Consider the following 22,872-nt stretch of genomic DNA (forward strand, 5'->3'; position numbering starts at 1 on the left):
CCGCGCCCGTCCCGCCCCGGACGTACACCCCTTCCCTTACCGTCTGATGTGCCCTGCACCTTCATCAGCGAAACCGAGAGCGAAAGGTAGAGTCCGGCGGCGTGCATCTCAAGGCCCTGACCCTGCGTGGTTTCAAATCGTTCGCCTCCGCCACAACCCTGCGGTTCGAACCCGGGATCACCTGTGTGGTCGGCCCCAACGGGTCGGGCAAGTCCAATGTGGTGGACGCGCTCTCCTGGGTCATGGGGGAGCAGGGCGCCAAATCCCTGCGCGGCGGCAAGATGGAAGACGTGATCTTCGCCGGTACCACCGGGCGGCCGCCGCTCGGCCGGGCCGAAGTATCGCTGACCATTGACAATTCCGACGGCGCACTGCCCATCGAGTACGCCGAAGTGACGATCACTCGGATCATGTTCCGCAACGGCGGCAGCGAATACCAGATCAATGGCGACACCTGCCGGCTGCTGGACATCCAGGAACTCCTCTCCGACTCCGGTATCGGCCGGGAGATGCACGTCATCGTCGGCCAGGGGCAGCTGGACTCCGTGCTCCACGCGGACCCGATGGGGCGCCGCGCCTTCATCGAGGAGGCCGCCGGTGTCCTCAAGCACCGCAAGCGCAAGGAGAAGGCGCTGCGGAAGCTGGACGCGATGGGGGCGAACCTGGCGCGCGTGCAGGACCTCACCGACGAACTGCGGCGGCAGCTGAAACCGCTCGGCCGGCAGGCCGCGGTGGCTCGCCGGGCCGCCGTCATCCAGGCCGATCTGCGCGACGCCCGGCTGCGCCTCCTCGCCGACGACCTGGTGCGTCTGCACACCGCCCTGCGCAGTGAGATCGCCGACGAGGCGGCGCTGAAACAGCGCCGCGAGGCGGCCGAGGCGGAACTGAAGGCGGCTCTCGGACGTGAGGCCGAACTGGAGGGCGAGGTACGGCGGCTGACGCCCCGGCTCCAGCGGGCCCAGCAGACCTGGTACGAGCTGTCGCAGCTGGCCGAACGCGTACGAGGCACCGTCTCGCTCGCCGACGCCCGGGTGAAGAGCGCCACCGCGCCGCCCGAGGAGGAGCGACGCGGACGCGACCCCGAGGACATGGAGCGCGAGGCGGCCCGGATCCGTGAGCAGGAGGCGGAGCTGACCGCGGCGCTGGAGGCGGCGGAGCACGCGCTGGAGGACACCGCGTCCCACCGGGCCGAACTGGAACGGGAACTGGCGGCCGAGGAACGCAGGCTCAAGGACGCGGCCCGCGCGCTCGCCGATCGCCGCGAAGGGCTCGCCCGGCTGAACGGTCAGGTCAACGCGGCCCGCAGCCGCGCCGGTTCGGCGCAGTCGGAGATCGACCGGCTGGCAGCCTCGCGCGACGAGGCGCAGGAGCGGGCGGCCCGGGCCCAGGAGGAGTACGAGCAGCTGAAGGCCGAGGTGGACGGCCTGGACGCAGGGGACACGGAGCTCGGCGAGCGACACGAGGCCGCCCGGCGCGAACTGAAGGAGGCGGAGGGGGCTCTCTCCGCGGCTCGGGACGACCTCACCACCGCCGAACGCGAGCGCGCGGCGGTCGCGGCCCGCCATGACGCCCTGGCCCTCGGGCTGCGCCGCAAGGACGGCACGGGGGTGCTGCTCGGCGCCAGGGACCGGCTCACCGGGCTGCTCGGACCGGCGGCGGAACTGCTCACCGTGGCCCCGGGCCACGAGGTCGCGGTGGCCGCGGCGCTGGGCGCGGCGGCGGACGCGGTCGCGGTGACGGACGCGGCCACGGCGGCGGAGGCGATCCGGCTGCTCCGCAAGCAGGACGCGGGACGCGCGTCCCTTCTGCTCGGCAGCGGGGGCGACGCGCGCCCGGCAGCCGCAGGCCGCGGCGGCTCCGAAGCCGTGGGGCAGGTGCCCGGTCAGGGGCCCGGCGCCGCCCATGTCCCCGGGCAGAGCGCGGAACCCGCACCGCGCCCCCCGGAGGTCACCGCGCCCCCCGCCCCTCGCGGAGCGGTCGAAGCCGAGGGGGCAGGACGTTCGGCCGAGGCGGAGGAAGCCGGGCGTACGGCCGAGGGAGCCGGGCGTCCGGTCGCCGTGGCCCTCACCGGCCTGTCCGCCCCCGCCGTCGCCGACCTCGTCAGCGGTCCCGTCGAACTGATGGCCGCGGTCCGCAGGATGGTGCGGGACATGGTGGTCGTCGGGACGCTGGAGGACGCCGAGGACCTGGTCGCCGCCCACCCGGAACTGACGGCGGTGACCGGCGAGGGAGACGTGCTCTCCGCCCACTTCGCGCACGGCGGCTCGGCGGGGGCGCCCAGCCTCCTGGAGGTCCGGGCGTCCGTGGACGAGGCCGCGGCGGAGCTCGCCGAACTCGCCGTGCGGTGCGCGGAGCTGGCCGGGACGCAGCGGAACGCGGCACAGCGGCGCGCTGACTGCGCGGCGCTCGTCGAGGAGCTGGGGGAGCGCCGCAGGGCCGCGGAGCGGGAGAAGTCCGGGGTGGCCCAGCAGCTCGGCCGGCTGGCCGGACAGGCTCGCGGCGCCGCCGGGGAGGCCGAGCGGATGACCGCGTCCGCCGCCCGCGCCCAGGAGTCCCTGGAGCGGGCGACCCAGGAGGCCGAGGAACTGGCCGAGCGGCTGCTGGTCGCCGAGGAGGCGGCGCAGGACGGTGCGGACGAGGAACCGGACACCGCCGTGCGCGACCGGCTCGCCGCCGACGGTGCGAACGCCCGCCAGACCGAGATGGAGGCCCGGCTCCAGGTCCGTACCCACGAGGAACGGGTCAAGGCCCTCGCAGGCCGCGCCGACTCCCTCGACCGGGGGGCCCGCGCCGAACGTGAGGCACGCGCCCGCGTCGAGCAGCGCCGGGCCCGGCTGCGCCACGAGGCCGCGGTGGCGTCGGCCGTCGCGTCCGGCGCCCGTCAGCTGCTCGCCCACGTCGAGGTGTCCGTCGTACGAGCACAGGAGGAGCGGGCCGCCGCAGAGGCGTCGAAGGCCGAGCGGGAGCGGGAGCTGGCGGCCGAACGCCACCGGGGCCGCGAGCTCAAGGGCGAGCTCGACAAGCTGACGGACTCGGTCCACCGGGGAGAGGTGCTCGGCGCCGAGAAGCGGCTGCGGATAGAGCAGCTGGAGGCGAAGGCCCTGGAGGAGCTGGGTGTGGAGCCCGCCGGTCTGGCGGCGGAGTACGGACCGGACCAGCTCGTACCGCCGTCCCCGGCGGCCGAGGGCGAGGAGCTGCCGGAGGATCCGGAGCACCCGCGGAACCAGCCGAAGCCGTTCGTCCGGGCCGAGCAGGAGAAGCGGCTGAAGTCGGCCGAACGGGCGTATCAGCAACTCGGGAAGGTGAATCCGCTCGCTCTGGAGGAGTTCTCGGCGCTGGAGGAGCGGCACAAGTTCCTCTCCGAGCAGCTGGAGGACCTGAAGAAGACCCGGGCCGATCTGATGCAGGTCATCAAGGAGGTCGACGAGCGGGTCGAGCAGGTCTTCACCGAGGCGTACCAGGACACCGCCAGGGAGTTCGAGGGCGTCTTCTCGCGCCTCTTCCCGGGGGGTGAGGGGCGGCTCGTCCTGACCGATCCGGACAACATGCTGGCGACCGGCGTGGACGTCGAGGCCAGGCCTCCGGGCAAGAAGGTCAAGCGGCTCTCCCTGCTGTCGGGCGGCGAAAGGTCGTTGACGGCCGTGGCGTTGCTGGTCTCGATCTTCAAGGCCAGGCCGAGCCCGTTCTATGTGATGGACGAGGTCGAGGCGGCGCTCGACGACACCAACCTCCAGCGGCTGATCCGGATCATGGAGGAGCTCCAGGAGAGCTCGCAGCTCATCGTGATCACGCACCAGAAGCGGACGATGGAGGTCGCCGACGCGCTGTACGGCGTCTCGATGCAGGGTGACGGCGTGTCCAAGGTGATCAGTCAGCGGCTGCGCTGAGTCTTTACCTAATCTTCAAGACTTCAACGTACCTTTTGGGCGCTCCTGGGTGGATGTCTGGTCAGTCCGCGAGATTGACTTCAAAACTTGAACGAATAGTCTCTGCAACGTCGTTTTTACCTTCAAGTGGTGGCAGGTCTGAAGTTGTGCGCCACTAAGAAGAGCTCACCCCCCACGCCTGACGTTGCGGCCAGGCCCCAGGAGTTCACGTGACCAGCACATCGCAGGGACCAGAGTCCGGAGCCCGGGCGGCCCATCCGGAACACATCGGCCATGTCATCTTCATCACGGCTGCCGCTGCGATGGGTGGCTTCCTCTTCGGCTACGACAGTTCCGTCATCAACGGCGCCGTCGAGGCGATCCGGGACCGGTACGACATCGGCTCCGGCACGCTCGCCCAGGTCATCGCCATCGCCCTGATCGGCTGTGCGATCGGCGCCGCCACGGCGGGCCGGATCGCCGACCGCATCGGGCGCATCCGCTGTATGCAGATCGCCTCGGTGCTCTTCACCATCAGCGCCGTGGGCTCCGCGCTCCCGTTCGCGCTCTGGGACCTGGCGATGTGGCGCATCATCGGCGGCTTCGCCATCGGCATGGCGTCGGTGATCGGCCCGGCGTACATCGCCGAGGTCTCGCCGCCCGCCTACCGCGGCCGGCTCGGCTCCTTCCAGCAGGCGGCGATCGTCATCGGCATCGCCATCTCCCAGCTGGTCAACTACGGCATCCTGCAGATCGCCGACGGTGACCAGCGCGGCAAGATCGGCGGCCTGGAAGCCTGGCAGTGGATGCTCGGCGTGATGGTCGTGCCCGCGGTGCTCTACGGGCTGCTGTCGTTCGCCATCCCGGAGTCGCCCCGCTTCCTGATCTCCGTCGGCAAGAAGGACCGGGCCCGCAAGATCCTCGAAGAGGTCGAGGGCAAGAACATCGACCTCGACGCCCGGGTCACCGAGATCGAGACGGCTATGCGCCGCGAGCACAAGTCGAGCTTCAGGGACCTGCTCGGCAGCCGCTTCGGCTTCCTGCCCATCGTCTGGGTCGGTATCGGTCTGTCGGTGTTCCAGCAGCTCGTCGGCATCAACGTGGCGTTCTACTACTCGGCGACGCTGTGGCAGTCGGTCGGCATCGACCCGACCGACTCGTTCTTCTACTCGTTCACGACCTCGATCATCAACATCATCGGTACGGTGATCGCGATGGTCCTGGTGGACCGGGTGGGCCGCCGCCCCCTGGCCCTCGTCGGCTCCTGCGGCATGGCCATCGCCCTCGCCTTCGAGGCCTGGGCCTTCTCCGCCGACCTCGTCGACGGCAAACTGCCGGACACCCAGGGCCTGGTGGCGCTGATCGCCGCCCACGTCTTCGTGCTGTTCTTCGCCCTTTCGTGGGGCGTCGTGGTCTGGGTCTTCCTCGGCGAGATGTTCCCGAACCGGATCCGCGCCGCCGCACTCGGCGTCGCCGCCTCCGCGCAGTGGATCGCCAACTGGGCGATCACCGCGAGCTTCCCGAGCCTCGCCGACTGGAACCTGTCGGGCACGTACATCATCTACGCCTGCTTCGCCACGCTCTCGATCCCCTTCGTCATCAAGTTCGTGAAGGAGACCAAGGGCAAGGCGCTGGAGGAGATGGGCTAACCCCCGCTGCCCCTCTCTCCTCGAAAAACGTACGGCCCCGGCTCGCATCCGCGAACCGGGGCCGTACGCGCCTCACCCTCCGATCGCCCCGCAGAACAACCGCAGGCTGCGCCACCCCTCCTCGACCGGCATGCCGCCGCACAGCGGGTGCAGCACCAGGCTGTCCAGCTCCCCGGCGAGAGCCGCGCAGGCCTCCGGTGTGACGATCCGGTAGACGCCCTCGGCCCGGAGCTCCGCCACGGTCGTCGCCGCCGAGCGGACGGCCGAACGGATGTCCTTGGACTGCCAGGAGGCGTACGTGCGCGCCTCGTGCAGGAAGTGCTCCCCGTACGCGGCCCAGGTCCGGTCCGGGTCCTCGGACACGTGCAGCAGAGGTGTCTCGGCCGAGGGCATCATGCAGAAGCCCTCCGTACCGTGCTCCGCGCGCTGCTCGTGGTAGTACGCCTCCAGCTCCGGCAGATGCGCGCTCGGGAACAGCGGCAGCCCCAGCCGGGCCGCCCGCCGCGCCGCCGCCCGCGAGCTGCCGCCCACCAGCAGCAGCGGATGCGGGCGGGTGTACGGACGCGGGGTGACCGTGACCGTACGGCCGCGGAACTCGAACGGCTCGCCCGTCCACGCCTTCAACAGGGTCTCCAGCACCTCGTCCTGGAGCCGGCCCCGCCTGCCCCATTCGACGCCCGCCCGTTCGTACTCCTCGGGCCGGTAGCCGATCCCCGCGACCGTCACCAGCCGGCCCGCGCTGAGCAGATCGAGCACCGCGATGTCCTCGGCGAGCCGCAACGGATCGTGCAGCGGACCGATGACCGCGGAGACCGTGACCGCGATCCGGCGGGTCGTCCCGAAGACGGCCCCGGCGAAGGTGAAGGGTGACGGCAGCCAGGAGTTGGCGGCGCCGTGGTGCTCCTCGGTCTGTACGGTGTCGACGCCGTGCTCGTCCGCGTACGCGGCCATGTCCAGCGCCGCGCGGTAGCGGGCCGAGAGGGAATCCGGTGTGGCTGCCGGATCGACGAGGTTGAACCGGACGACGGTGAAGGCCATGACGCTGTCCCCCTGGGTCCTGCCGGGCGGGCTGGGCGAGGCCGGACCTTAGCTGACGTAGCGTCAGAAGTGTAGGGGGGTGGCCGCCCGGCGTGCGGCGGGCCGCGGCAGTGCCGCGTACAGACCGCCGGAGACGAGGATCGTGACCGCCCAGCCGAGCCCGCTGCGCCCCGTCCAGGTCGTCGCGAGCGGACCGGTGAACCACTCCACGCCGGTGAACAGCAGCCCCACCACCAGGCCCACCGCCCAGGCAGCCACCGCGGTCCACGCGAAGCCGCCCGTGTACCAGTAGGCGCTGGTGGACGTGGTGTCCATGAGCGCCTCCGGGTCGTAGGTGCGCCCCCGCAGTTGATCCACGCCGAAGACGCCGATCCAGGCCGAGAACGTCACCGCGAGCAGATTCAGGAAGGAGACGAACGAATCGACGAAACTGCTCGCCACGAGCATCAGCAGCGACCCCAGGAACAGGCTGATCGCGGCATTCACACCGACGGCCCAGGCGCGCGGGATCATGAATCCCAGGGTCTGTGCGGTGAATCCGGCTGAATACATCGACATGGCGTTGATCAGCACCATGCCGAGCACGGCGACGGCCAGATACGGAACAGAGATCCAGTCGGGCAGCAGCACTCCGATGAACGCGACCGGATCACGGGTGACGGCGAGGTCCGGCGTACCGACCGCCATCACCGCCCCCATCAGCACCATCGGCAGAAACACGATTCCCGCACCGCCCACCGTCGCCGCGACCATCGCCCGCCCGGACGCGGTGTGCGGAAGGTAACGGGTGAAATCCGGCCCGGTGGGAGCCCAGCTGATACCGCCGGCCGCCAGGGTGCCGATCCCCGCGATCATCGCCGACGTCGGACCGGCCGGCCGGTCGAGCACCGCGGGCCAGGCCGTCGCCCCGGCCAGGTGCACCAGGACCAGCACGCTGAACCCTCCGAAGAGGTACGCGGACCAGGTGCAGCACAGTCGCAGCGCCCGCATGCCGAGCCCCGACAGGAGGAAGCTGCTCGCGACGAAGGCGATCAGCGTCACCATGATCAGCGTCGAGGTGCTCCGGATGCCGAAGAGCAGACCGAGCACGGCCAGCAGCGCGTACGCGCCGGTGACGGCGTTCAGCGTCTCCCACCCCCAGCGGGCCACCCAGATCAGTGCGCCGGGCGCCAGGTTGCCCCGCTGGCCGAAGACGGCCCGGGAGAGTGCCATGCCGGGGGCGCCGCCGCTGCGTCCCGCGACCGAGATCAGTCCGACCAGGCCGAACGAGACAGCCGGTGCCACGGCCGCGACGACCAGCACCTGCCAGAGGCTCAGGCCGTCGAAGACGACGAGCCCCGCGCCGATCGTCAGCAGCAGCACGGTCATGTTCGCCGCGACCCAGGTCGGGAAGAGGGACCGGACCCGGCCGGTGCGCTCGCCGTCGGGCACGGGGTCAAGCCCACGGGTCTCCACGGCCAGGATCGTACCTTTTCCGGCATACCGTGCATCATGCCTCGCGCATGCGGGGGTATCGCGGGTGCTCGGCCCGGTACCCGGCAGAGGCCGTGCCCGGCGGGGTGTGGCGGCGTCGCTGCTCAGGGGGTCGTCACACGCACGCGGCCGCCTGCCGGACCCCGCATCCCTCGCATGCCGTCGCACGTGACCGATACTGGGTGGGTTATGGAATTCGTCATCCTTGCTGTAGTCATCGCCCTGGTCGCGGTCGGCGTGATCAGCGGGCTCGTGGTCAGCAGCCGCAAGAAGAAGCAGCTGCCCCCGGCACCGTCGAGCACGCCGACCATCACTCCTCCCGCCGAGCCCCATGTCGGCGAGGAGGCCGAGACGCCGCGCGACACCTCGCGCCGCACCATCGAGGAGGTCGGCCTTCCGCCCGGGGAGGCCCCCGAAACCGCAGAACCCGAGACGCCCGCCGCCCCCGCGCTGGACGTCCCCGAGCCCACCGCCGGCCGGCTCGTACGGCTGCGGGCCAGGCTCGCCCGCTCGCAGAACTCCCTCGGCAAGGGGCTGCTCACGCTCCTGTCCCGGGACAACCTCGACGAGGACACCTGGGAGGAGATCGAGGACACCCTCCTCACCGCCGACGTCGGCGTCGCCCCCACCCAGGAACTGGTCGAACGGCTCCGCGAGCGCGTCCGCGTGCTCGGCACCCGTACCCCCGAGGAACTGCGCAAGCTGCTGCGCGAGGAGCTCCTCACCCTGCTCGGCACCGACTTCGACCGCGCGGTCAAGACGGACGGCGGCGCGGAGACCCCCGGCGTCGTCATGGTCGTCGGCGTCAACGGCACCGGCAAGACCACCACCACCGGCAAGCTGGCCCGGGTGCTCGTGGCCGACGGCCGCAGCGTCGTGCTCGGCGCGGCCGACACCTTCCGTGCCGCCGCCGCGGACCAGCTCCAGACCTGGGGCGAGCGCGTCGGTGCCCGCACCGTGCGCGGACCCGAAGGCGGCGACCCGGCGTCGATCGCCTTCGACGCCGTGAAGGAAGGCATCGCCGAGGGCGCCGACGTCGTGCTCATCGACACGGCGGGCCGGCTGCACACCAAGACCGGGCTGATGGACGAGCTCGGCAAGGTCAAGCGGGTCGTCGAGAAGCACGGACCGCTCGACGAGATCCTGCTCGTCCTCGACGCCACCACCGGCCAGAACGGCCTGGTGCAGGCGCGGGTGTTCGCCGAGGTCGTCGACATCACCGGCATCGTCCTCACCAAGCTCGACGGCACCGCCAAGGGCGGCATCGTCATCGCCGTCCAGCGCGAGCTGGGCGTACCGGTGAAGCTCGTCGGGCTCGGCGAGGGGCCGGACGATCTGGCCCCGTTCGAGCCGGAGGCGTTCGTGGACGCCCTGATCGGGGACTGAACCCCTCGTACCGCTACAGCGAGGAGCCCGGCCGCACGCACTGTGCGGCCGGGCTCCTCGCTGTAGCGGCCGTGCTGCCGGACTGCCGTCAGTCGCAGGGGGCCAGCCGGTGGCAGATGTACGCCAGTGTGCCCAGCAGCAGCCGCGCCTGCGGGGGCGCCGCCGCGGTCTCCAGGGCCGGCGGACGCAGCCAGCGGACCGGGCCGAGGCCGCCCTGGTCGGACGGGGGCGCGGTGATGTGGGAGCCGGATCCGAACGCCCGCAGGTCCAGGCCCGCGTCGTCCCAGCCCATCCGGTACAGCAGCCGGGGTAGCTCGGAGGCCGCACCCGGGGCGACGAAGAACTGCGCCCGCCCGGCCGGGGTCACCGCCACCGGGCCCAGCGGCAGCCCCATCCGCTCCATCCGCACCAGCGCCCGGCGCCCCGCCTGCTCCGCGACGTCGAGGACGTCGAAGCTGCGGCCCACGGGCAGCAGCATCGAGGCCCCGGGCACCTCGGCCCACGCGCGCGCCGCTGTGTCGAGTGTCGCCCCGGCGGGAACCTCCTGCGCGAAGTCCAGCGGATGGGCGCCGGGGGAGAGGCAACCCGCTTCTCCGCAAGAGCAGTTGCCGTCCGCGGCGCGCGCGCCGGGCACGACCGCCCAGCCCCACAGTCCCGTGTACTCGGCCACCGCCGTGCCCTCGGCCGCACGGCTGCGGCGCCGCACGCCGGATCGCCTCTCACGGATGCCGCCGATCGTGAAGCCCATGCCCCCTCCAACGGGTCCAACGCGCCAGTGGTTACGAACCGGAGTGCACACGTGACACTCCGCCGTTCCCGGCGACCGGTGTGAGCGCGGGGTGCGCCCCCGGGGTGCGAGACCTTGTGCGCGCCCCTGAATGCATCCCTGCGCCTACCGCTGGTCGCTGTCTGTCAAGTGAATCGCGCCTGGCCGTGGTGGCGTTCATTCGAAGGGGTGGCGAATGGTGGCGTTTCTGTAAACGCCCTCGCCGAGAGGGTGATCGTAGGATTACCGTCGGTACACGAACCATGGAAGTATGTGCGCCCATGGGTATGCCGGAGGCAACTCGACTTTCTGTTCGATGGTGGGCAACCTGCATACGGGCAGCATCGGTTCACGGCATTCTGATAGAGGTTCGCGCGACAGTATTCGGCGGATGGGGGCGTTCCAGTGAGTGGCAGCGGCGCAGGCGATGCGAATGCCGGTAAGCGCCCCAACGGGCAATTGGGATCATGGTTCGTGCGCAGCGGCTGGTCGAAGGGCGAGCTCGCCCGGCAGGTGAACCGCAGAGCGCGCCAGATGGGCGCCCACCACATCAGCACCGACACCTCACGGGTGCGCCGCTGGCTCGACGGTGAGCAGCCGCGCGAACCGATCCCGCGCATCCTGTCCGAGCTGTTCTCCGAACGCTTCGGCTCCGTCGTCGCCGTCGAGGACCTGGGGCTGCGCGCCGCCCATCAGGCACCCTCCGTGGCCGGCGTCGATCTCCCCTGGGCCGGTCCTCAGACCGTCGCCCTGCTCAGTGAGTTCTCCCGCAGCGACCTGATGCTCGCCCGCCGCGGATTCCTCGGCAGCTCCCTCGCGCTCGCCGCCGGGCCCGCCCTCATCGAACCCATGCAGCGCTGGCTGGTTCCGGTCACCGCCGGCGGGTCCGTCGAGCCGGAGTCGGAGGCGGCCGCCCGCCGCCCGTCCCGCCTCTCCGGCCCCGAGCTCGACCTGCTGGAGTCCACCACCGCGATGTTCCGCCAGTGGGACGCCCAGTGCGGCGGCGGACTGCGCCGCAAGGCCGTCGTCGGCCAGCTCCACGAGGTCACCGACCTGCTCCAGGAGCCGCAGCCGGCGGCCACCGCGAAGCGCCTCTTCCGCTGCGCCGCCGAACTGGCCGAACTGGCGGGCTGGATGAGTTACGACGTCGGCCTCCAGCCCACCGCCCAGAAGTACTTCGTGCTGGCCCTGCACGCCTCGAAGGAGGCCGGCGACAAGCCACTGGGCTCGTACGTCCTGTCCAGCATGAGCCGCCAGATGATCCACCTCGGCCGCCCCGACGACGCGCTCGAACTCATCCACCTCGCGCAGTACGGCAGCCGTGACTGCGCCACCGCGCGGACCCAGGCCATGCTGTATGCGATGGAGGCCCGCGCCTACGCCAACATGGGCCAGCCCAGCAAGTGCAAGCGTGCCGTGCGGATGGCCGAGGACACCTTCCTCGACGCGGGGATGGACGGCGAGCCCGAGCCCGACTGGATCCGCTTCTTCTCCGAGGCCGAGCTCAACGGCGAGAACTCCCACTCCTACCGTGACCTGGCCTATGTGGCCGGCCGCAGCCCCACGTACGCCTCGCTCGCCGAACCCGTCATGCAGCGGGCGGTCGAGCTCTTCGGCGACGACGACGAGCACCAGCGGTCGTACGCGCTCAACCTGGTCGGCCTCGCCACCGTCCACCTCCTCAAGCGCGAGCCCGAGCAGTCCACCGTGCTGGCCGAGAAGGCGCTGCGCGTCGCCAAGAAGGTCCGCTCGGAGCGGGTCAACACCCGGCTGCGCAAGACCGTCGACACCGCTGCCAGGGACTTCGGGGACATTCCCGAGGTCGCCCGGCTCACCGACCTCCTCACCGAACAACTGCCCGAGACCGCCGAAGCGGTCTGAGCGGCACCTCTGCCCCGGCCACGACGGCCACCCCGCACCGACCGACTTCGGCTCCCCCGATTGCCTGGTCAGCGGGTGGTCGTCGTGGCCGGTTCGTGTGGTCGTTCCCCTGCCGGAGCGTCGTAACCGCACCGTATGCGGCTCCGGCCGCAGAGTAGGCCCGAGCGCGGGTACGGCACGGGCGGTTCATGGGGACGTAACACGACGGTCCTCATAGTCACTGCGGCGAAACATCGTGTGGCATCGGTGGAAACGGCGCTGGGTGAATCTCATGGCCATAACCGGCCCGCACCTTTTCCCCAGTGGTCCCGCACGTGGTTACGCCCCCACCGCCCCCGCACGCGGCCGCACCGACGACGAGGAGACGCCGATGCCCCCAGGCATCACGACGCTTGCAGCAGACGCCCCGACGCTGTCTGCCGCCAACACCGGGTTCATGCTCATCTGTTCGGCCCTGGTGATGCTCATGACCCCGGCCCTGGCCTTCTTCTACGGAGGCATGGTCCGCGTCAAGAGCACCCTCAACATGCTGATGATGAGCTTCATCAGCCTCGGGATCGTCACGATCCTGTGGGTGCTCTACGGATTCAGCCTCGCCTTCGGCACCGACGCCGGCTCGATCATCGGATGGAGTCAGGACTTCGTCGGCCTCAGCGGGATCGGCGTCACGGAACTCTGGGACGGCTACACCATCCCGGTGTACGTCTTCGCCGTCTTCCAGCTGATGTTCGCCGTGCTCACCCCGGCCCTGATCAGCGGTGCGCTCGCCGACCGGGTCAAGTTCACCTCGTGGGCGCTCTTCATCACCCTCTGGGTCACCGTCGTCTACTTCCCGGTCGCGCACTGGGTCTGGGGCGCGGGCGGCTGGCTCTTCGAGCTCGGCGTCATCGACTTCGCCGGCGGTACGGCCGTCCACATCAACGCGGGTGCCGCGGCCCTCGGCGTGATCCTCGTCATCGGCAAGCGCGTCGGCTTCAAGAAGGACCCGATGCGGCCGCACAGCCTGCCGCTCGTCATGCTCGGCGCCGGTCTCCTCTGGTTCGGCTGGTTCGGCTTCAACGCCGGGTCGTGGCTCGGCAACGACGACGGCGTCGGCGCGGTCATGTTCGTCAACACGCAGGTCGCCACCGCCGCCGCGATGCTCGCCTGGCTCGGCTACGAGAAGCTCCGCCACGGCTCCTTCACCACCCTCGGTGCCGCCTCCGGCGCCGTCGCCGGACTCGTCGCCATCACCCCGGCGGGCGGCGCGGTCAGCCCGCTCGGTGCCATCGCGGTCGGCGCCATCGCCGGTGTGCTGTGCGCCATGGCGGTCGGCCTCAAGTACAGGTTCGGCTACGACGACTCCCTGGACGTCGTCGGTGTCCACCTCGTCGGCGGTATCGCCGGATCGCTCCTCGTCGGCCTCTTCGCCACCGGCGGGGTCCAGTCCGACGCCAAGGGGCTCTTCTACGGCGGTGGACTCGACCAGCTCGGCAAGCAGGCCGTCGGTGTCTTCGCGGTCCTCGCGTACTCTCTGGTCGTCTCCGCGATCCTCGCCTTCCTGCTCGACAAGACCATCGGGATGCGGGTCGAGGAGGACGACGAGGTCTCCGGTATCGACCAGGTCGAACACGCCGAGACGGCATACGACTTCAGCGGTGCGGGCGGCGGTTCGTCCTCCCGCCCCGCGCCCCCCGCGCCCGGCACCACGGCAGCCCCGACGAAAAAGAAGGTGGACGCATGAAGCTCATCACCGCAGTCGTGAAGCCCCACCGGCTTGACGAGATCAAGGAGGCCCTCCAGGCCTTCGGCGTCCAGGGCCTCACGGTCACGGAAGCCAGCGGCTACGGGCGTCAGCGCGGCCACACCGAGGTCTACCGGGGCGCCGAGTACACCGTCGACCTCGTCCCGAAGATCCGCATCGAGGTCCTCGTCGAGGACGAGGACTCCGAACAGCTCATCGACGTCGTCGTGAAGGCCGCCCGGACGGGCAAGATCGGTGACGGCAAGGTCTGGAGCGTCCCGGTCGAGACCGCGATCCGGGTACGCACCGGCGAACGCGGCCCGGACGCACTCTGACCGACTGTTCCGCACACGGAAAGGCAGCTGGGTGACGAGCACCGAAGTGACCACCGAATCCGAGGAATCGGGACCCAGCGGCTACGCGGCGGCCCGGCTGCGCCTTCTCCAGCAGAAGGCGCAGTCCGGGCCGCCGCGCCGTGCGGCCCTCGCCACGCTCACCGACGAGTGGCTGACCGTCCTCTTCACCGCCGCGGCCGAGCACGCGGGTGTCCGGGGCGCCGCCCTCGTCGCCGTCGGCGGCTACGGCCGCGGCGAACTCTCCCCGCGCAGCGACCTCGACCTCCTGCTCCTGCACGACGGCAGCGCCGACGCCGGAGCGGTGGCGGCACTCGCCGACCGCGTCTGGTACCCGGTATGGGACCTGGGCCTTGCCCTCGACCACTCCGTACGCACCCCCGCCGAAGCCCGCAAGACCGCCGGCGAGGACCTCAAGGTCCAGCTGGGACTGCTCGACGCCCGGCCCGTCGCCGGGGACCTCGGTCTCGTCGCCTCCCTGCGCACCGCGATCCTCGCCGACTGGCGCAACCAGGCCCCCAAGCGCCTGCCCGCCCTCGACGAGCTCTGCCGCGAACGGGCCGAGCGCCAGGGCGAGCTCCAGTTCCTCCTGGAACCCGACCTCAAGGAGGCCCGGGGCGGACTGCGCGACGCGACCGCCCTGCGCGCCGTCGCCGCCTCCTGGGTCGCCGACGCGCCCCGCGAGGGACTCGCCGAGGCCCGCCGCGTCCTCCTCGACGCCCGCGACGCCCTGCACCTCACCACCGGCCGCGCCACCGACCGGCTCGCCCTCCAGGAACAGGACCAGGTCGCCGCCGCCCTCGGCCTCCTCGACGCCGACGCGCTGCTGCGCCAGGTGTACGAGGCCGCCCGCACCGTCTCGTACGCCACCGACGTCACCTGGCGCGAGGTCAACCGGGTGCTGCGCGCCCGCTCGGCGCGGCCCAGGCTGCGGGCCATGCTGGGCGGTGGCCGCGCCCCGGCCAACGACCGGACCCCGCTCGCCGACGGCGTCGTCGAGGCCGACGGCGAGGTCGTGCTGGCCCGCACCGCCCGACCGGAACGCGACCCGGTCCTCGTCCTGAGGGCCGCCGCGGCAGCCGCGCAGTCCGAGCTCCCGCTCTCCCGCCACGTCGTTCGGCACCTCGCCACCGCGGCCAAACCGCTGCCGGTGCCCTGGCCCGCCGAGGCCCGGGAGGAACTCGTCACCCTGCTCGGCGCGGGCGAGGCCACCGTCCCCGTCTGGGAGGCGCTGGAGGCCGAGGGGCTCATCACCCGGCTCCTGCCCGACTGGGAACGGGTCCACTGCCGGCCCCAGCGCAACCCCGTCCACACCTGGACCGTGGACCGCCACCTCGTCGAGGCGGCCGTCCGCGCCTCCTCCCTCACCCGCCGCGTCGGCCGCCCCGACCTCCTGCTGGTCGCCGCACTGCTCCACGACATCGGCAAGGGCTGGCCCGGCGACCACTCCGTCGCCGGCGAGGTCATCGCCCGCGACATGGCCGCCCGGATCGGCTTCGACCAGCACGACGTAGGTGTCATCGCCACCCTCGTGCGCCACCACCTGCTGCTCATCGAGACCGCCACCCGCCGCGACCTCGACGACCCGGCGACCGTCCGTTCCGTCGCCACCGCCGTCGGGAGCGCCGCCACCCTGGAGCTCCTGCACGCGCTCACCGAGGCCGACGCGCTCGCCACCGGGCCCGCCGCCTGGTCCACCTGGCGTGCCTCCCTCGTCACCGACCTGGTCAAGCGCGTCGCGGCCGTCCTCGCCGGCGAGGCACCCGAGGAACCCGCGCCCGAGGCGCCCAGCGCCGAGCAGGAGCGCCTGGCCGTCGAGGCCCTGCGCACCGGCGAACCCGTCCTCGCCCTGCACACCCAGCCCGAGGCCCCGCACGAGGACGGCGGGCCCGAACCCGTCGGCGTCGAACTCCTCATCGCTCTTCCCGACCGGCCCGGCGTCCTGCCCGCCGCCGCCGGGGTCCTCGCCCTGCACCGCCTGACCGTCCGCGCCGCCGACCTGAGGGCCGTCGAGCTCCCCACGGAACTGGGCGAGCGGGCGGACCTGCTCCTGCTCAGCTGGCGCGTGGCGGCCGAGTACGGCTCCCTGCCCCAGGCCGCCCGGCTGCGCGCCGACCTCGTCCGTGCCCTGGACGGATCGCTGGACATCCAGGCCCGTCTCGCCGAGCGGGAGGCGGCCTACCCTCGGCGCCGAGGGGTGAAGGCCCCGCCGCCGAGGGTGACGGTCGCGGCGGCCGGCTCGCAGCTGGCCACGGTGATCGAGGTGCGCGCCCAGGACGCCCCGGGTCTGCTGCACCGGATCGGCCGGGCGCTGGAACAGAGCGCGGTACGGGTGCGCAGCGCGCATGTGTCGACGCTGGGGGCGAACGCGGTGGACACCGTCTACGTCACGGACGCGGAGGGCGAGCCGCTGTCCGCCGAGCGGGCCGCGGAGCTGGCCCGGGAGATCGAGAAGGCGCTCGGCTGAGCCCTCGCACCCCCCTCGCCCGGCCTCGTTCGTCACGTAAACCGGGCGAGGGCTTTGCGTTCCCCGGCGTCCGGATACCCTGGGGGACGACTACCTGCCCACGCCCCCGACCCTGAGGACCGACGAGCGCCGTGTTCGATACTCTCTCCGACCGCCTTGCCGCGACTTTCAAGAACCTCAGGGGCAAGGGCCGCTTGTCCGAGGCGGACATCGACGCCACGGCTCGCGAGATCCGTATCGCCCTGCTGGAAGCGGATGTCGCGCTGCCCGTCGTCCGGGCCTTCATCGCCAACGTGAAGGAGCGGGCGCGCGGCGTCGAGGTCTCCCAGGCGCTGAATCCCGCCCAGCAGGTCGTCAAGATCGTCAACGAGGAGCTCGTCTCCATCCTCGGTGGCGAGACCCGTCGGCTGCGGTTCGCCAAGACCGCCCCCACCGTGATCATGCTGGCCGGTCTCCAGGGTGCCGGTAAGACGACCCTCGCCGGAAAGCTCGGCGTCTGGCTCAAGGGCCAGGGCCACTCCCCGCTGCTCGTCGCCTGTGACCTCCAGCGCCCCAACGCCGTGAACCAGCTGAGCGTCGTCGCCGACCGCGCGGGCGTCGCGGTGTACGCGCCGGAGCCGGGCAACGGCGTGGGCGACCCGGTCCAGGTCGCCAAGGACTCGATCGAGTACGCCCGGACCAAGCAGTACGACGTCGTCGTCGTCGACACCGCCGGCCGCCTCGGTATCGACCAGGAACTGATGCAGCAGGCCGCGGACATCCGCGACGCCGTCAGCCCGGACGAGATCCTCTTCGTCGTCGACGCCATGATCGGCCAGGACGCGGTCAACACCGCCGAGGCCTTCCGCGACGGCGTCGGCTTCGACGGTGTGGTCCTCTCCAAGCTCGACGGTGACGCCCGCGGTGGTGCGGCCCTGTCGATCGCCCACGTCACGGGCAAGCAGATCATGTTCGCGTCGAACGGTGAGAAGCTCGAGGACTTCGACGCCTTCCACCCGGACCGCATGGCCTCCCGCATCCTCGACATGGGTGACCTGCTCACCCTGATCGAGCAGGCGGAGAAGACCTTCAGCCAGGAAGAGGCCGCTCAAATGGCCTCCAAGCTGGCGTCCAGCAAGGGCGGGAAGGACTTCACCCTCGACGACTTCCTGGCCCAGATGGAGCAGGTCCGGAAGATGGGCTCCATCTCCAAGCTGCTCGGGATGCTGCCCGGCATGGGGCAGATCAAGGACCAGATCAACAACATCGACGAGCGCGATGTCGACCGCACCGCCGCGATCATCAAGTCGATGACCCCGAAGGAGCGCGCCGAGCCGACGATCATCAACGGCTCGCGGCGGGCCCGTATCGCCAAGGGTTCCGGTGTCGACGTCAGCGCCGTGAAGAACCTGGTCGAGCGGTTCTTCGAGGCCCGCAAGATGATGTCGAAGATGGCACAGGGCGGCGGCATGCCGGGGATGCCCGGGATGCCGGGCATGGGCGGCGGTCCCGGCCGGCAGAAGAAGCAGGTCAAGCAGGCCAAGGGCAAGCGCAAGAGCGGCAACCCGATGAAGCGCAAGGCCGAGGAAGCGGCCGAGGCCGCCCGCCGTGAGCAGGCGGCCCAGGGCGGCGCGCTCGGGCTGCCGGCCGGTCAGGCCGACAAGAACTTCGAGCTGCCGGACGAGTTCAAGAAGTTCATGGGCTGACAGCCGGCTGACGCATGTGAGAGGGGCGCCCGCTTCCGGCGGGCGCCCCTCACACATGTCCGGGTCAGGCCGCCCGTCGGCCCGTCCGCAGCTCCCGGCCGTTGGCCAGGCCCTCCGGGTCCAGCGACAGCGACACGGCGGCGGTCGCGCCGACATCCGCCAGGCTCCCCGAGTCCGGCAGCAGCTCCACGCCGTCCGCGCCGGGCCGGTGGATGAGGACGGGAACGTACTCACGGGTGTGGAAGGCGTGCCCGGCCGTCGGGTCGTTGCCGTGGTCGCCGGTCACGATGAGGCGGTCACCGGGTGCGTCGAGCAGGGCGACGAGTGCGGCCAGTCCGGCGTCGGCCTGTTCCAGGAGATGTCCGTAGCGCTCGGTGTCCTGCTGGTGCCCGGCCAGGTCGGTCTCCTGGATGTTGGTGACCACCAGGCCGTCGCCGGGGGCGCGTACCGCTTCGAGGGTGTGTGTGAGGACGTCCGCGGTCGCCACGGCGGGGAACCGGACGGCGGCGTCGCAGGCCAGGATGTCGGCGGCCTTCCCCACCAGGGTGACGGGGATGCCCGCGCGGGCGGCCAGGTCGGGGAGCTGGCGGGTGTGGTCGATGTCGGCGCCCAGGTGCTGCACTTCGAGGCCGCCGTTGCGGTAGAAGCCGGTGGCGGGGGTGTCGAGGCCGACCGTGCCCTCCTCGCCGGCCCGCACGAAGCGCTCCAGCGGGCCGTCCGCGTGCCCGCCCACCGCGATGACCCGGGCCACGGGGGCGACGGTGCGCACCGTGCGGGCCACGGCGAGGATGCCGCCCGGGCCGTCGAAGGGCAGGTCCTCCAACCGCCCGGAGGCGTTCCAGTTGATCCCCGGGTCGGCCTCCAGGTTGTCGTGGACCAGGACCGTGCCGTCGACGACCAGGAGGGGCTTGCCGTCCAGTGGCTCGACCCGGTGGCCTGCCTCTTCGAGGGCGGCGGTCACCTCGCCGATGTGGTCGGCGAGCCGGGCGACGGTGACCCGGCTGAAGTCGGCGCCCATCATGGTCTGGTGGCCGGCGAAGGTGTCGGCGCCCGGATAGCCGAGGGCCGCCCGGCCCGCGGCGACGGGCAGATGGGTGCGCCGGGCGAGGTCGGGGTGCGGGTGGACGAGGCCGAGACCGAGCGAGCCAAGCACCGGCAGCCGCAGTGGGCGGCCGAACGCCTCCCGGCAGTGGTCCAGCACATGTCCGCAGGTGTCGGCGGTGAGATCGCCGGGGCGCTGGGTGCCCGCGTCGGGTATGGCGCCGATTCCGAATCCGTCGATCACGACGATGACGGTCTTGGCCATGGGGTGCCTCCTCAGCTCAGGGACCGGCCCTGGGCGTCGTACAGACCGTTCAGACGGGGCGCACCGGATGCGATTCCGGAGACGACGGCGACGGTCGAGCGGGTGACGAAGATCTGGGTGCGGAAGGCGAGCAGCGCGGTGTCGCCGAGCCGGACGTCCTGTCCGGGGGCGGGTGCGTCGAGCAGCCGGTAGTAGTCGATGTTCTCGGCGGGCGCGTCCTGCACGTTCAGACGTGCGCCGGTGCGCGGCAGCAGGGCGCTCCTGATGTGGGAGCGGGCGTAGAACCCGCCGCCGAAGACGGCCGGGCGGCCGTCGTCCAGGGTGTGGGCGACCTCGGTGACGTACACGTAGGCGGGCGTCTCGGGCTGCGACGGGTCGAGCGCGTGCAGCGGGGTGGTGCCGGTCAGGGCGTGGCCCGGCTCGCCGTGGGTGGCGCCGAGGCCGGCGAGCAGTGGCAGGGAGGCCATCGAGGTGGCGCTGGGAGCGCTCAGCTTGAGGTCCTGGTGGCCGCGGCCGGCGAGTGTCTCGCGGGCCTTGAGAGCGAGGGCGAAGTTGGGTGTGGCGTACGGGACCCCGGTCCCGGGGTCGCACAGCACGCACGGGAAGGCGGTCACGCCCGCGATCCGGATGCCGGGCAGCCGCTCGGCGGCGTCGGCGAAGGCGTCGAGCCGGGCGAGCGGGACGCCGCCCTCCTGGCCGGGGTAGACGCTGCCCTCGGCGCCTTCGAGGCGGATCAGGACGTCCTGGACGAACCCCAGCCGCTCGGCGGCGTCGGAGACCGCACGGGCGTTGGCCAGGTCGTAGACGGTGGCGGTCTCGGGGCGCCACGCCAGCATCTCGGGCAGGGTGCGGCGGGGGATCTGGACGAGGTGTCCGAGGTTGCCGGCCCGGGCGCCGGCGGCGTGCAGGGTGCGGGCCTCGGACGGGTCGATGGCGGCGTACCGGGGGATGTGGCGGGCGATGGCCCGGATCAGTTCGGGGTTGCGGCCGAGCTGTTTGACGACGAACCAGAGCGAGATGCCCACCCGCTCGGCCTCGGCAGCCAGCAGCGCGGCGTTGGCCTCGATGGCGTCCAGGTCCATCACATAGGTGTCGGGCGGGATTTCGCCGTCGCGGTGGAGCGCGGCCGCGGCCTCGACGAGCCCGGGGTTGCGGGTCAGTACGGTGTCGAGAAACACGGTCAGTGGTCCTTCGGGTCGTTCAGGGCGGCCAGCGAGCGGCGCAGGATCTCGATCACGAGGTCCGCGCCCGCCCGCATCGGGTTGATGCGCACGGTCCAGTCGGCCAGTTCGGGTGAGTCGTCCAGGGCGGAACTCGACATCCGGTAGAAGAGCGGCGTGATCTCGTAACGGGAGTTGGAACCGACGGGGTAGGGGGCCGCGCCGAAGCGGGCGGCGACGGCGGGCAGTTCCCTGGCGACCGGCCGGTCGAGTCGGACCAGCAGGCACCGGTCCTGCGCGTTGGCGATCCGCACTTCGGCGACACCGGGGACCTCACCCGCGGCCAGCCGCTCGGCGACCTCCGCGCCGACCTGGGACTGCACGGACCACATGAGCGGTACGTGGGTGAGCGCGCGCAGCGCGTCGAGCGCCTGGTGGCCCTGGACCTGGCCGCCGCCGGAGTAGTTGTCCCGCCGGATGTGCTCGACCAGGTCGCGGGCGCCGACGACGATGCCGACGCCCTCCGGGCCGTGCAGCTTGAACAGGGAGAAGCAGGAGGCGTCGGCGCCCAGTTCGACCCCGGCCGCCGGGGTGCGCATCACGGCGTAGTTGTCGTCGACGACGGTGCGGACACCGGCCGCCCGGCAGGCCGCGAGGACGGCTCCGGGGTCGTAGGAGTCGGCGAGCCGCTGCCGGGTGTGCTGGACGAACGCCCAGCGGAACCGGCCGGACTCCAGCGCCTCGCGCAGCTCGTCGGGGTCGTTGAAGTCGGCCTCGACGGTCTGGACGCCGATGCCGCGCAGCGTGACCTCCGTGGTGCGGTAGACGGGCGCGCGGTGGATGAGGAGGGGGTCGCCCGGCCGGACGGCGGCGTTCAGGGCGGCCCGGATCGCGCCGGTGCCCGCGCCCTGGACGAACGCGGCGTCCTCGGCACCGAAGAAGTCGGCGAGGACGGCCTCGACGCGGGCGGTGGTGGCCGGGCGTCCGAGGCCGGGCACCACCCCGGCGTCGGAGGCGAAGAGCTGCGGGCCCTCGAAGTGCCGGGCGGTGGCCTCGATGAGCCGGAACTGCCGGGCGACGGCGTCGGCCGGGGCCACGGTCGCGAGCGGGAACGTCCGGGGGAGTACGGGGTTCATGGTCAGATCTCCTCCACGCTCGCGCCGGTGAGGAAGCGCAGCGGATTGCGGCGGGTCATCAGGTCGATCAGGTCCTCGTCCACGCCTGCCGCGCGGGCCTTGGGCAGGAAGCTGCCGAACAGGTGGCCGTAGCCCTGGCCGCCCTCGGAGGTGAGGTAGCCGTGGCGGGAGATGTCGCAGCTGAGCAGGGCCCGGTCGGCGTGCCCCGCCTCCAGGAGGGCGAGCAGCAGCCGCAGCCGGGTGTCGTCGCTCTGGTAGCCGTCCTTGCCGACGGTGTCGAAGGCGACGTACGCGCCGCTCGCGGCCAGCTCCCGGTGCACCGCCCGGTCGTCCAGCAGGTCCTGGTGGCCGATCGCGATGCGGTGCGGGGGAAGGCCCTCGGCGGTGAGCAGCTCCAGCTGGGCGAGGCCGCCGCGGCCGAGCTGGGCGTGGGTGGAGACGGAGAGGCCGGTGGCTCCGGCTGCCCGCGCCGCCGCGCGGAGCACCTTGCTCTCGGACGGCGTCGGGGTGTCTCCGTGGCTGCCGATCTCGCCGAGGACGCCGGGGCGGATGCCGGTGGCGTCGATGCCGTCGTCGATCTCGCGGACGAGGGTGGCGGTGAGCTCCTCGACGCTGCCGCGGTCGATCTCGGGGGTGTGGAACGGCTCGTAGTACCAGCCGGTCGCGGCGACGACGGCGACCTGGGCGTCCCGGGAGATCCGGGCCAGGGTGCGCACGTCGCGGCCCATGCCGCGGCAGGTCAGCTCGATGACGAGGGCGAGTCCGTACTCCTCGCGGAGTGCGGCCAGTTCGGCGGTGACGGCGGCGGTGTGCCGGCCGGGGGCGAGCACGGCGGCGCCGTCACCCCGGTGGTCGAGGTCGAGCACGAGGTGTTCGTGGGCCAGGGCCGGGCCGCGTACCGCGTCGGGGACGAGATCTCCGAGGACGGTACGGAGCACGGGGGCGGAGCTGTTCATCGTGGGGGGTCCTTCCTGGGTTGGCCT

General features: G+C 71.9%; 15 protein-coding genes. 8 read left to right on the plus strand and 7 right to left on the minus strand.

The features are described from left to right. Positions 1–101 precede the first annotated feature (101 nt). Positions 102–3,887 (plus strand): AAA family ATPase, encoded by a 3,786-nt coding sequence (locus tag OG446_RS27940; protein WP_328896598.1) that lies wholly within the window; start codon positions 102–104, stop codon positions 3,885–3,887. Positions 3,888–4,096: 209 nt separating this feature from the next. Continuing rightward, positions 4,097–5,515: a sugar porter family MFS transporter gene (locus tag OG446_RS27945; protein WP_328896599.1), complete on the plus strand. Its 1,419-nt coding sequence runs from the start codon at positions 4,097–4,099 to the stop codon at positions 5,513–5,515. 72 nt (positions 5,516–5,587) lie between these two features. Here OG446_RS27945 and OG446_RS27950 read toward each other — a convergent pair whose 3' ends face one another. Next, a complete protein-coding gene (locus OG446_RS27950; RefSeq protein ID WP_328896600.1) occupies positions 5,588–6,553 on the minus strand; it encodes an LLM class flavin-dependent oxidoreductase in 966 nt (321 codons plus the stop codon). A gap of 63 nt (positions 6,554–6,616) precedes the next feature. Continuing rightward, positions 6,617–8,008 (minus strand): purine-cytosine permease family protein, encoded by a 1,392-nt coding sequence (locus OG446_RS27955; protein WP_328896601.1) that lies wholly within the window; start codon positions 8,006–8,008, stop codon positions 6,617–6,619. A gap of 207 nt (positions 8,009–8,215) precedes the next feature. Between OG446_RS27955 and ftsY the strand changes: the two genes are divergently transcribed. Continuing rightward, positions 8,216–9,412, plus strand: a complete 1,197-nt coding sequence (gene ftsY / locus OG446_RS27960; RefSeq protein WP_328896602.1) for a signal recognition particle-docking protein FtsY — start codon at positions 8,216–8,218, stop codon at positions 9,410–9,412. Positions 9,413–9,500: 88 nt separating this feature from the next. Here the strand turns inward: ftsY and OG446_RS27965 are convergent, their stop codons facing one another. Beyond that, positions 9,501–10,160 carry a bifunctional DNA primase/polymerase gene (locus tag OG446_RS27965; RefSeq protein WP_328896603.1) on the minus strand — a complete coding sequence of 220 codons (660 nt, stop codon included), beginning with the start codon at positions 10,158–10,160 and terminating at the stop codon, positions 9,501–9,503. A gap of 423 nt (positions 10,161–10,583) precedes the next feature. Here OG446_RS27965 and nsdA point away from each other — a divergent pair, with 423 nt between their 5' ends. The 5 genes from nsdA (at position 10,584) to ffh (ending at position 18,287) form a co-directional block, all read left to right on the plus strand. After that, complete coding sequence (nsdA, locus tag OG446_RS27970; protein WP_328896604.1) at positions 10,584–12,059, plus strand: transcriptional repressor NsdA; 1,476 nt, start codon at positions 10,584–10,586, stop codon at positions 12,057–12,059. Between the two features lie 370 nt (positions 12,060–12,429). Continuing rightward, positions 12,430–13,782, plus strand: a complete 1,353-nt coding sequence (locus tag OG446_RS27975) for an ammonium transporter (protein WP_328898435.1) — start codon at positions 12,430–12,432, stop codon at positions 13,780–13,782. After that, entirely contained in the window at positions 13,779–14,117 is a 339-nt protein-coding gene (locus OG446_RS27980) for a P-II family nitrogen regulator (RefSeq protein ID WP_136330688.1), read from the plus strand. Before OG446_RS27975 ends, OG446_RS27980 begins: the two co-directional genes overlap by 4 nt. Positions 14,118–14,148: 31 nt before the next feature. After that, complete coding sequence (locus OG446_RS27985; protein WP_328896605.1) at positions 14,149–16,602, plus strand: [protein-PII] uridylyltransferase; 2,454 nt, start codon at positions 14,149–14,151, stop codon at positions 16,600–16,602. Positions 16,603–16,733: 131 nt separating this feature from the next. Beyond that, entirely contained in the window at positions 16,734–18,287 is a 1,554-nt protein-coding gene (gene ffh, locus OG446_RS27990) for a signal recognition particle protein (RefSeq protein WP_328896606.1), read from the plus strand. Between the two features lie 64 nt (positions 18,288–18,351). On the opposite strand, the gene OG446_RS27995 is transcribed toward ffh, so the two are convergent. The 4 genes from OG446_RS27995 to OG446_RS28010 are packed head-to-tail and all read right to left on the minus strand — an operon-like array spanning position 18,352 to position 22,845. Continuing rightward, entirely contained in the window at positions 18,352–19,593 is a 1,242-nt protein-coding gene (locus OG446_RS27995) for a phosphopentomutase (protein WP_328896607.1), read from the minus strand. An 11-nt stretch (positions 19,594–19,604) separates the two neighbouring features. Beyond that, on the minus strand, positions 19,605–20,771 hold the full coding sequence (locus OG446_RS28000) for an alanine racemase (RefSeq protein ID WP_328896608.1): 1,167 nt from the start codon (positions 20,769–20,771) through the stop codon (positions 19,605–19,607). A 2-nt stretch (positions 20,772–20,773) separates the two neighbouring features. Further along, on the minus strand, positions 20,774–21,889 hold the full coding sequence (locus OG446_RS28005; protein WP_328896609.1) for an aminotransferase class V-fold PLP-dependent enzyme: 1,116 nt from the start codon (positions 21,887–21,889) through the stop codon (positions 20,774–20,776). A gap of 2 nt (positions 21,890–21,891) precedes the next feature. Then, a complete protein-coding gene (locus tag OG446_RS28010; RefSeq protein WP_328896610.1) occupies positions 21,892–22,845 on the minus strand; it encodes a phosphotriesterase family protein in 954 nt (317 codons plus the stop codon). Positions 22,846–22,872: the final 27 nt, after the last annotated feature.

The sequence above is a fragment of the Streptomyces sp. NBC_00236 genome (assembly GCF_036195045.1).
Taxonomy (GTDB): Bacteria; Actinomycetota; Actinomycetes; order Streptomycetales; family Streptomycetaceae; genus Streptomyces.

Excerpts from the sequence above, each read along its gene's own strand:
- OG446_RS28005 (WP_328896609.1), bottom strand. The coding sequence starts at position 21,889 with ATGAACCCCGTACTCCCCCGGACGTTCCCGCTCGCGACCGTGGCCCCG.
- OG446_RS27965 (WP_328896603.1), bottom strand. The coding sequence starts at position 10,160 with ATGGGCTTCACGATCGGCGGCATCCGTGAGAGGCGATCCGGCGTGCGG.
- OG446_RS27975 (WP_328898435.1), top strand. The coding sequence starts at position 12,430 with ATGCCCCCAGGCATCACGACGCTTGCAGCAGACGCCCCGACGCTGTCT.
- OG446_RS27995 (WP_328896607.1), bottom strand. The coding sequence starts at position 19,593 with ATGGCCAAGACCGTCATCGTCGTGATCGACGGATTCGGAATCGGCGCC.
- ftsY (WP_328896602.1), top strand. The coding sequence starts at position 8,216 with ATGGAATTCGTCATCCTTGCTGTAGTCATCGCCCTGGTCGCGGTCGGC.
- OG446_RS27980 (WP_136330688.1), top strand. The coding sequence starts at position 13,779 with ATGAAGCTCATCACCGCAGTCGTGAAGCCCCACCGGCTTGACGAGATC.
- OG446_RS27950 (WP_328896600.1), bottom strand. The coding sequence starts at position 6,553 with ATGGCCTTCACCGTCGTCCGGTTCAACCTCGTCGATCCGGCAGCCACA.
- OG446_RS28010 (WP_328896610.1), bottom strand. The coding sequence starts at position 22,845 with ATGAACAGCTCCGCCCCCGTGCTCCGTACCGTCCTCGGAGATCTCGTC.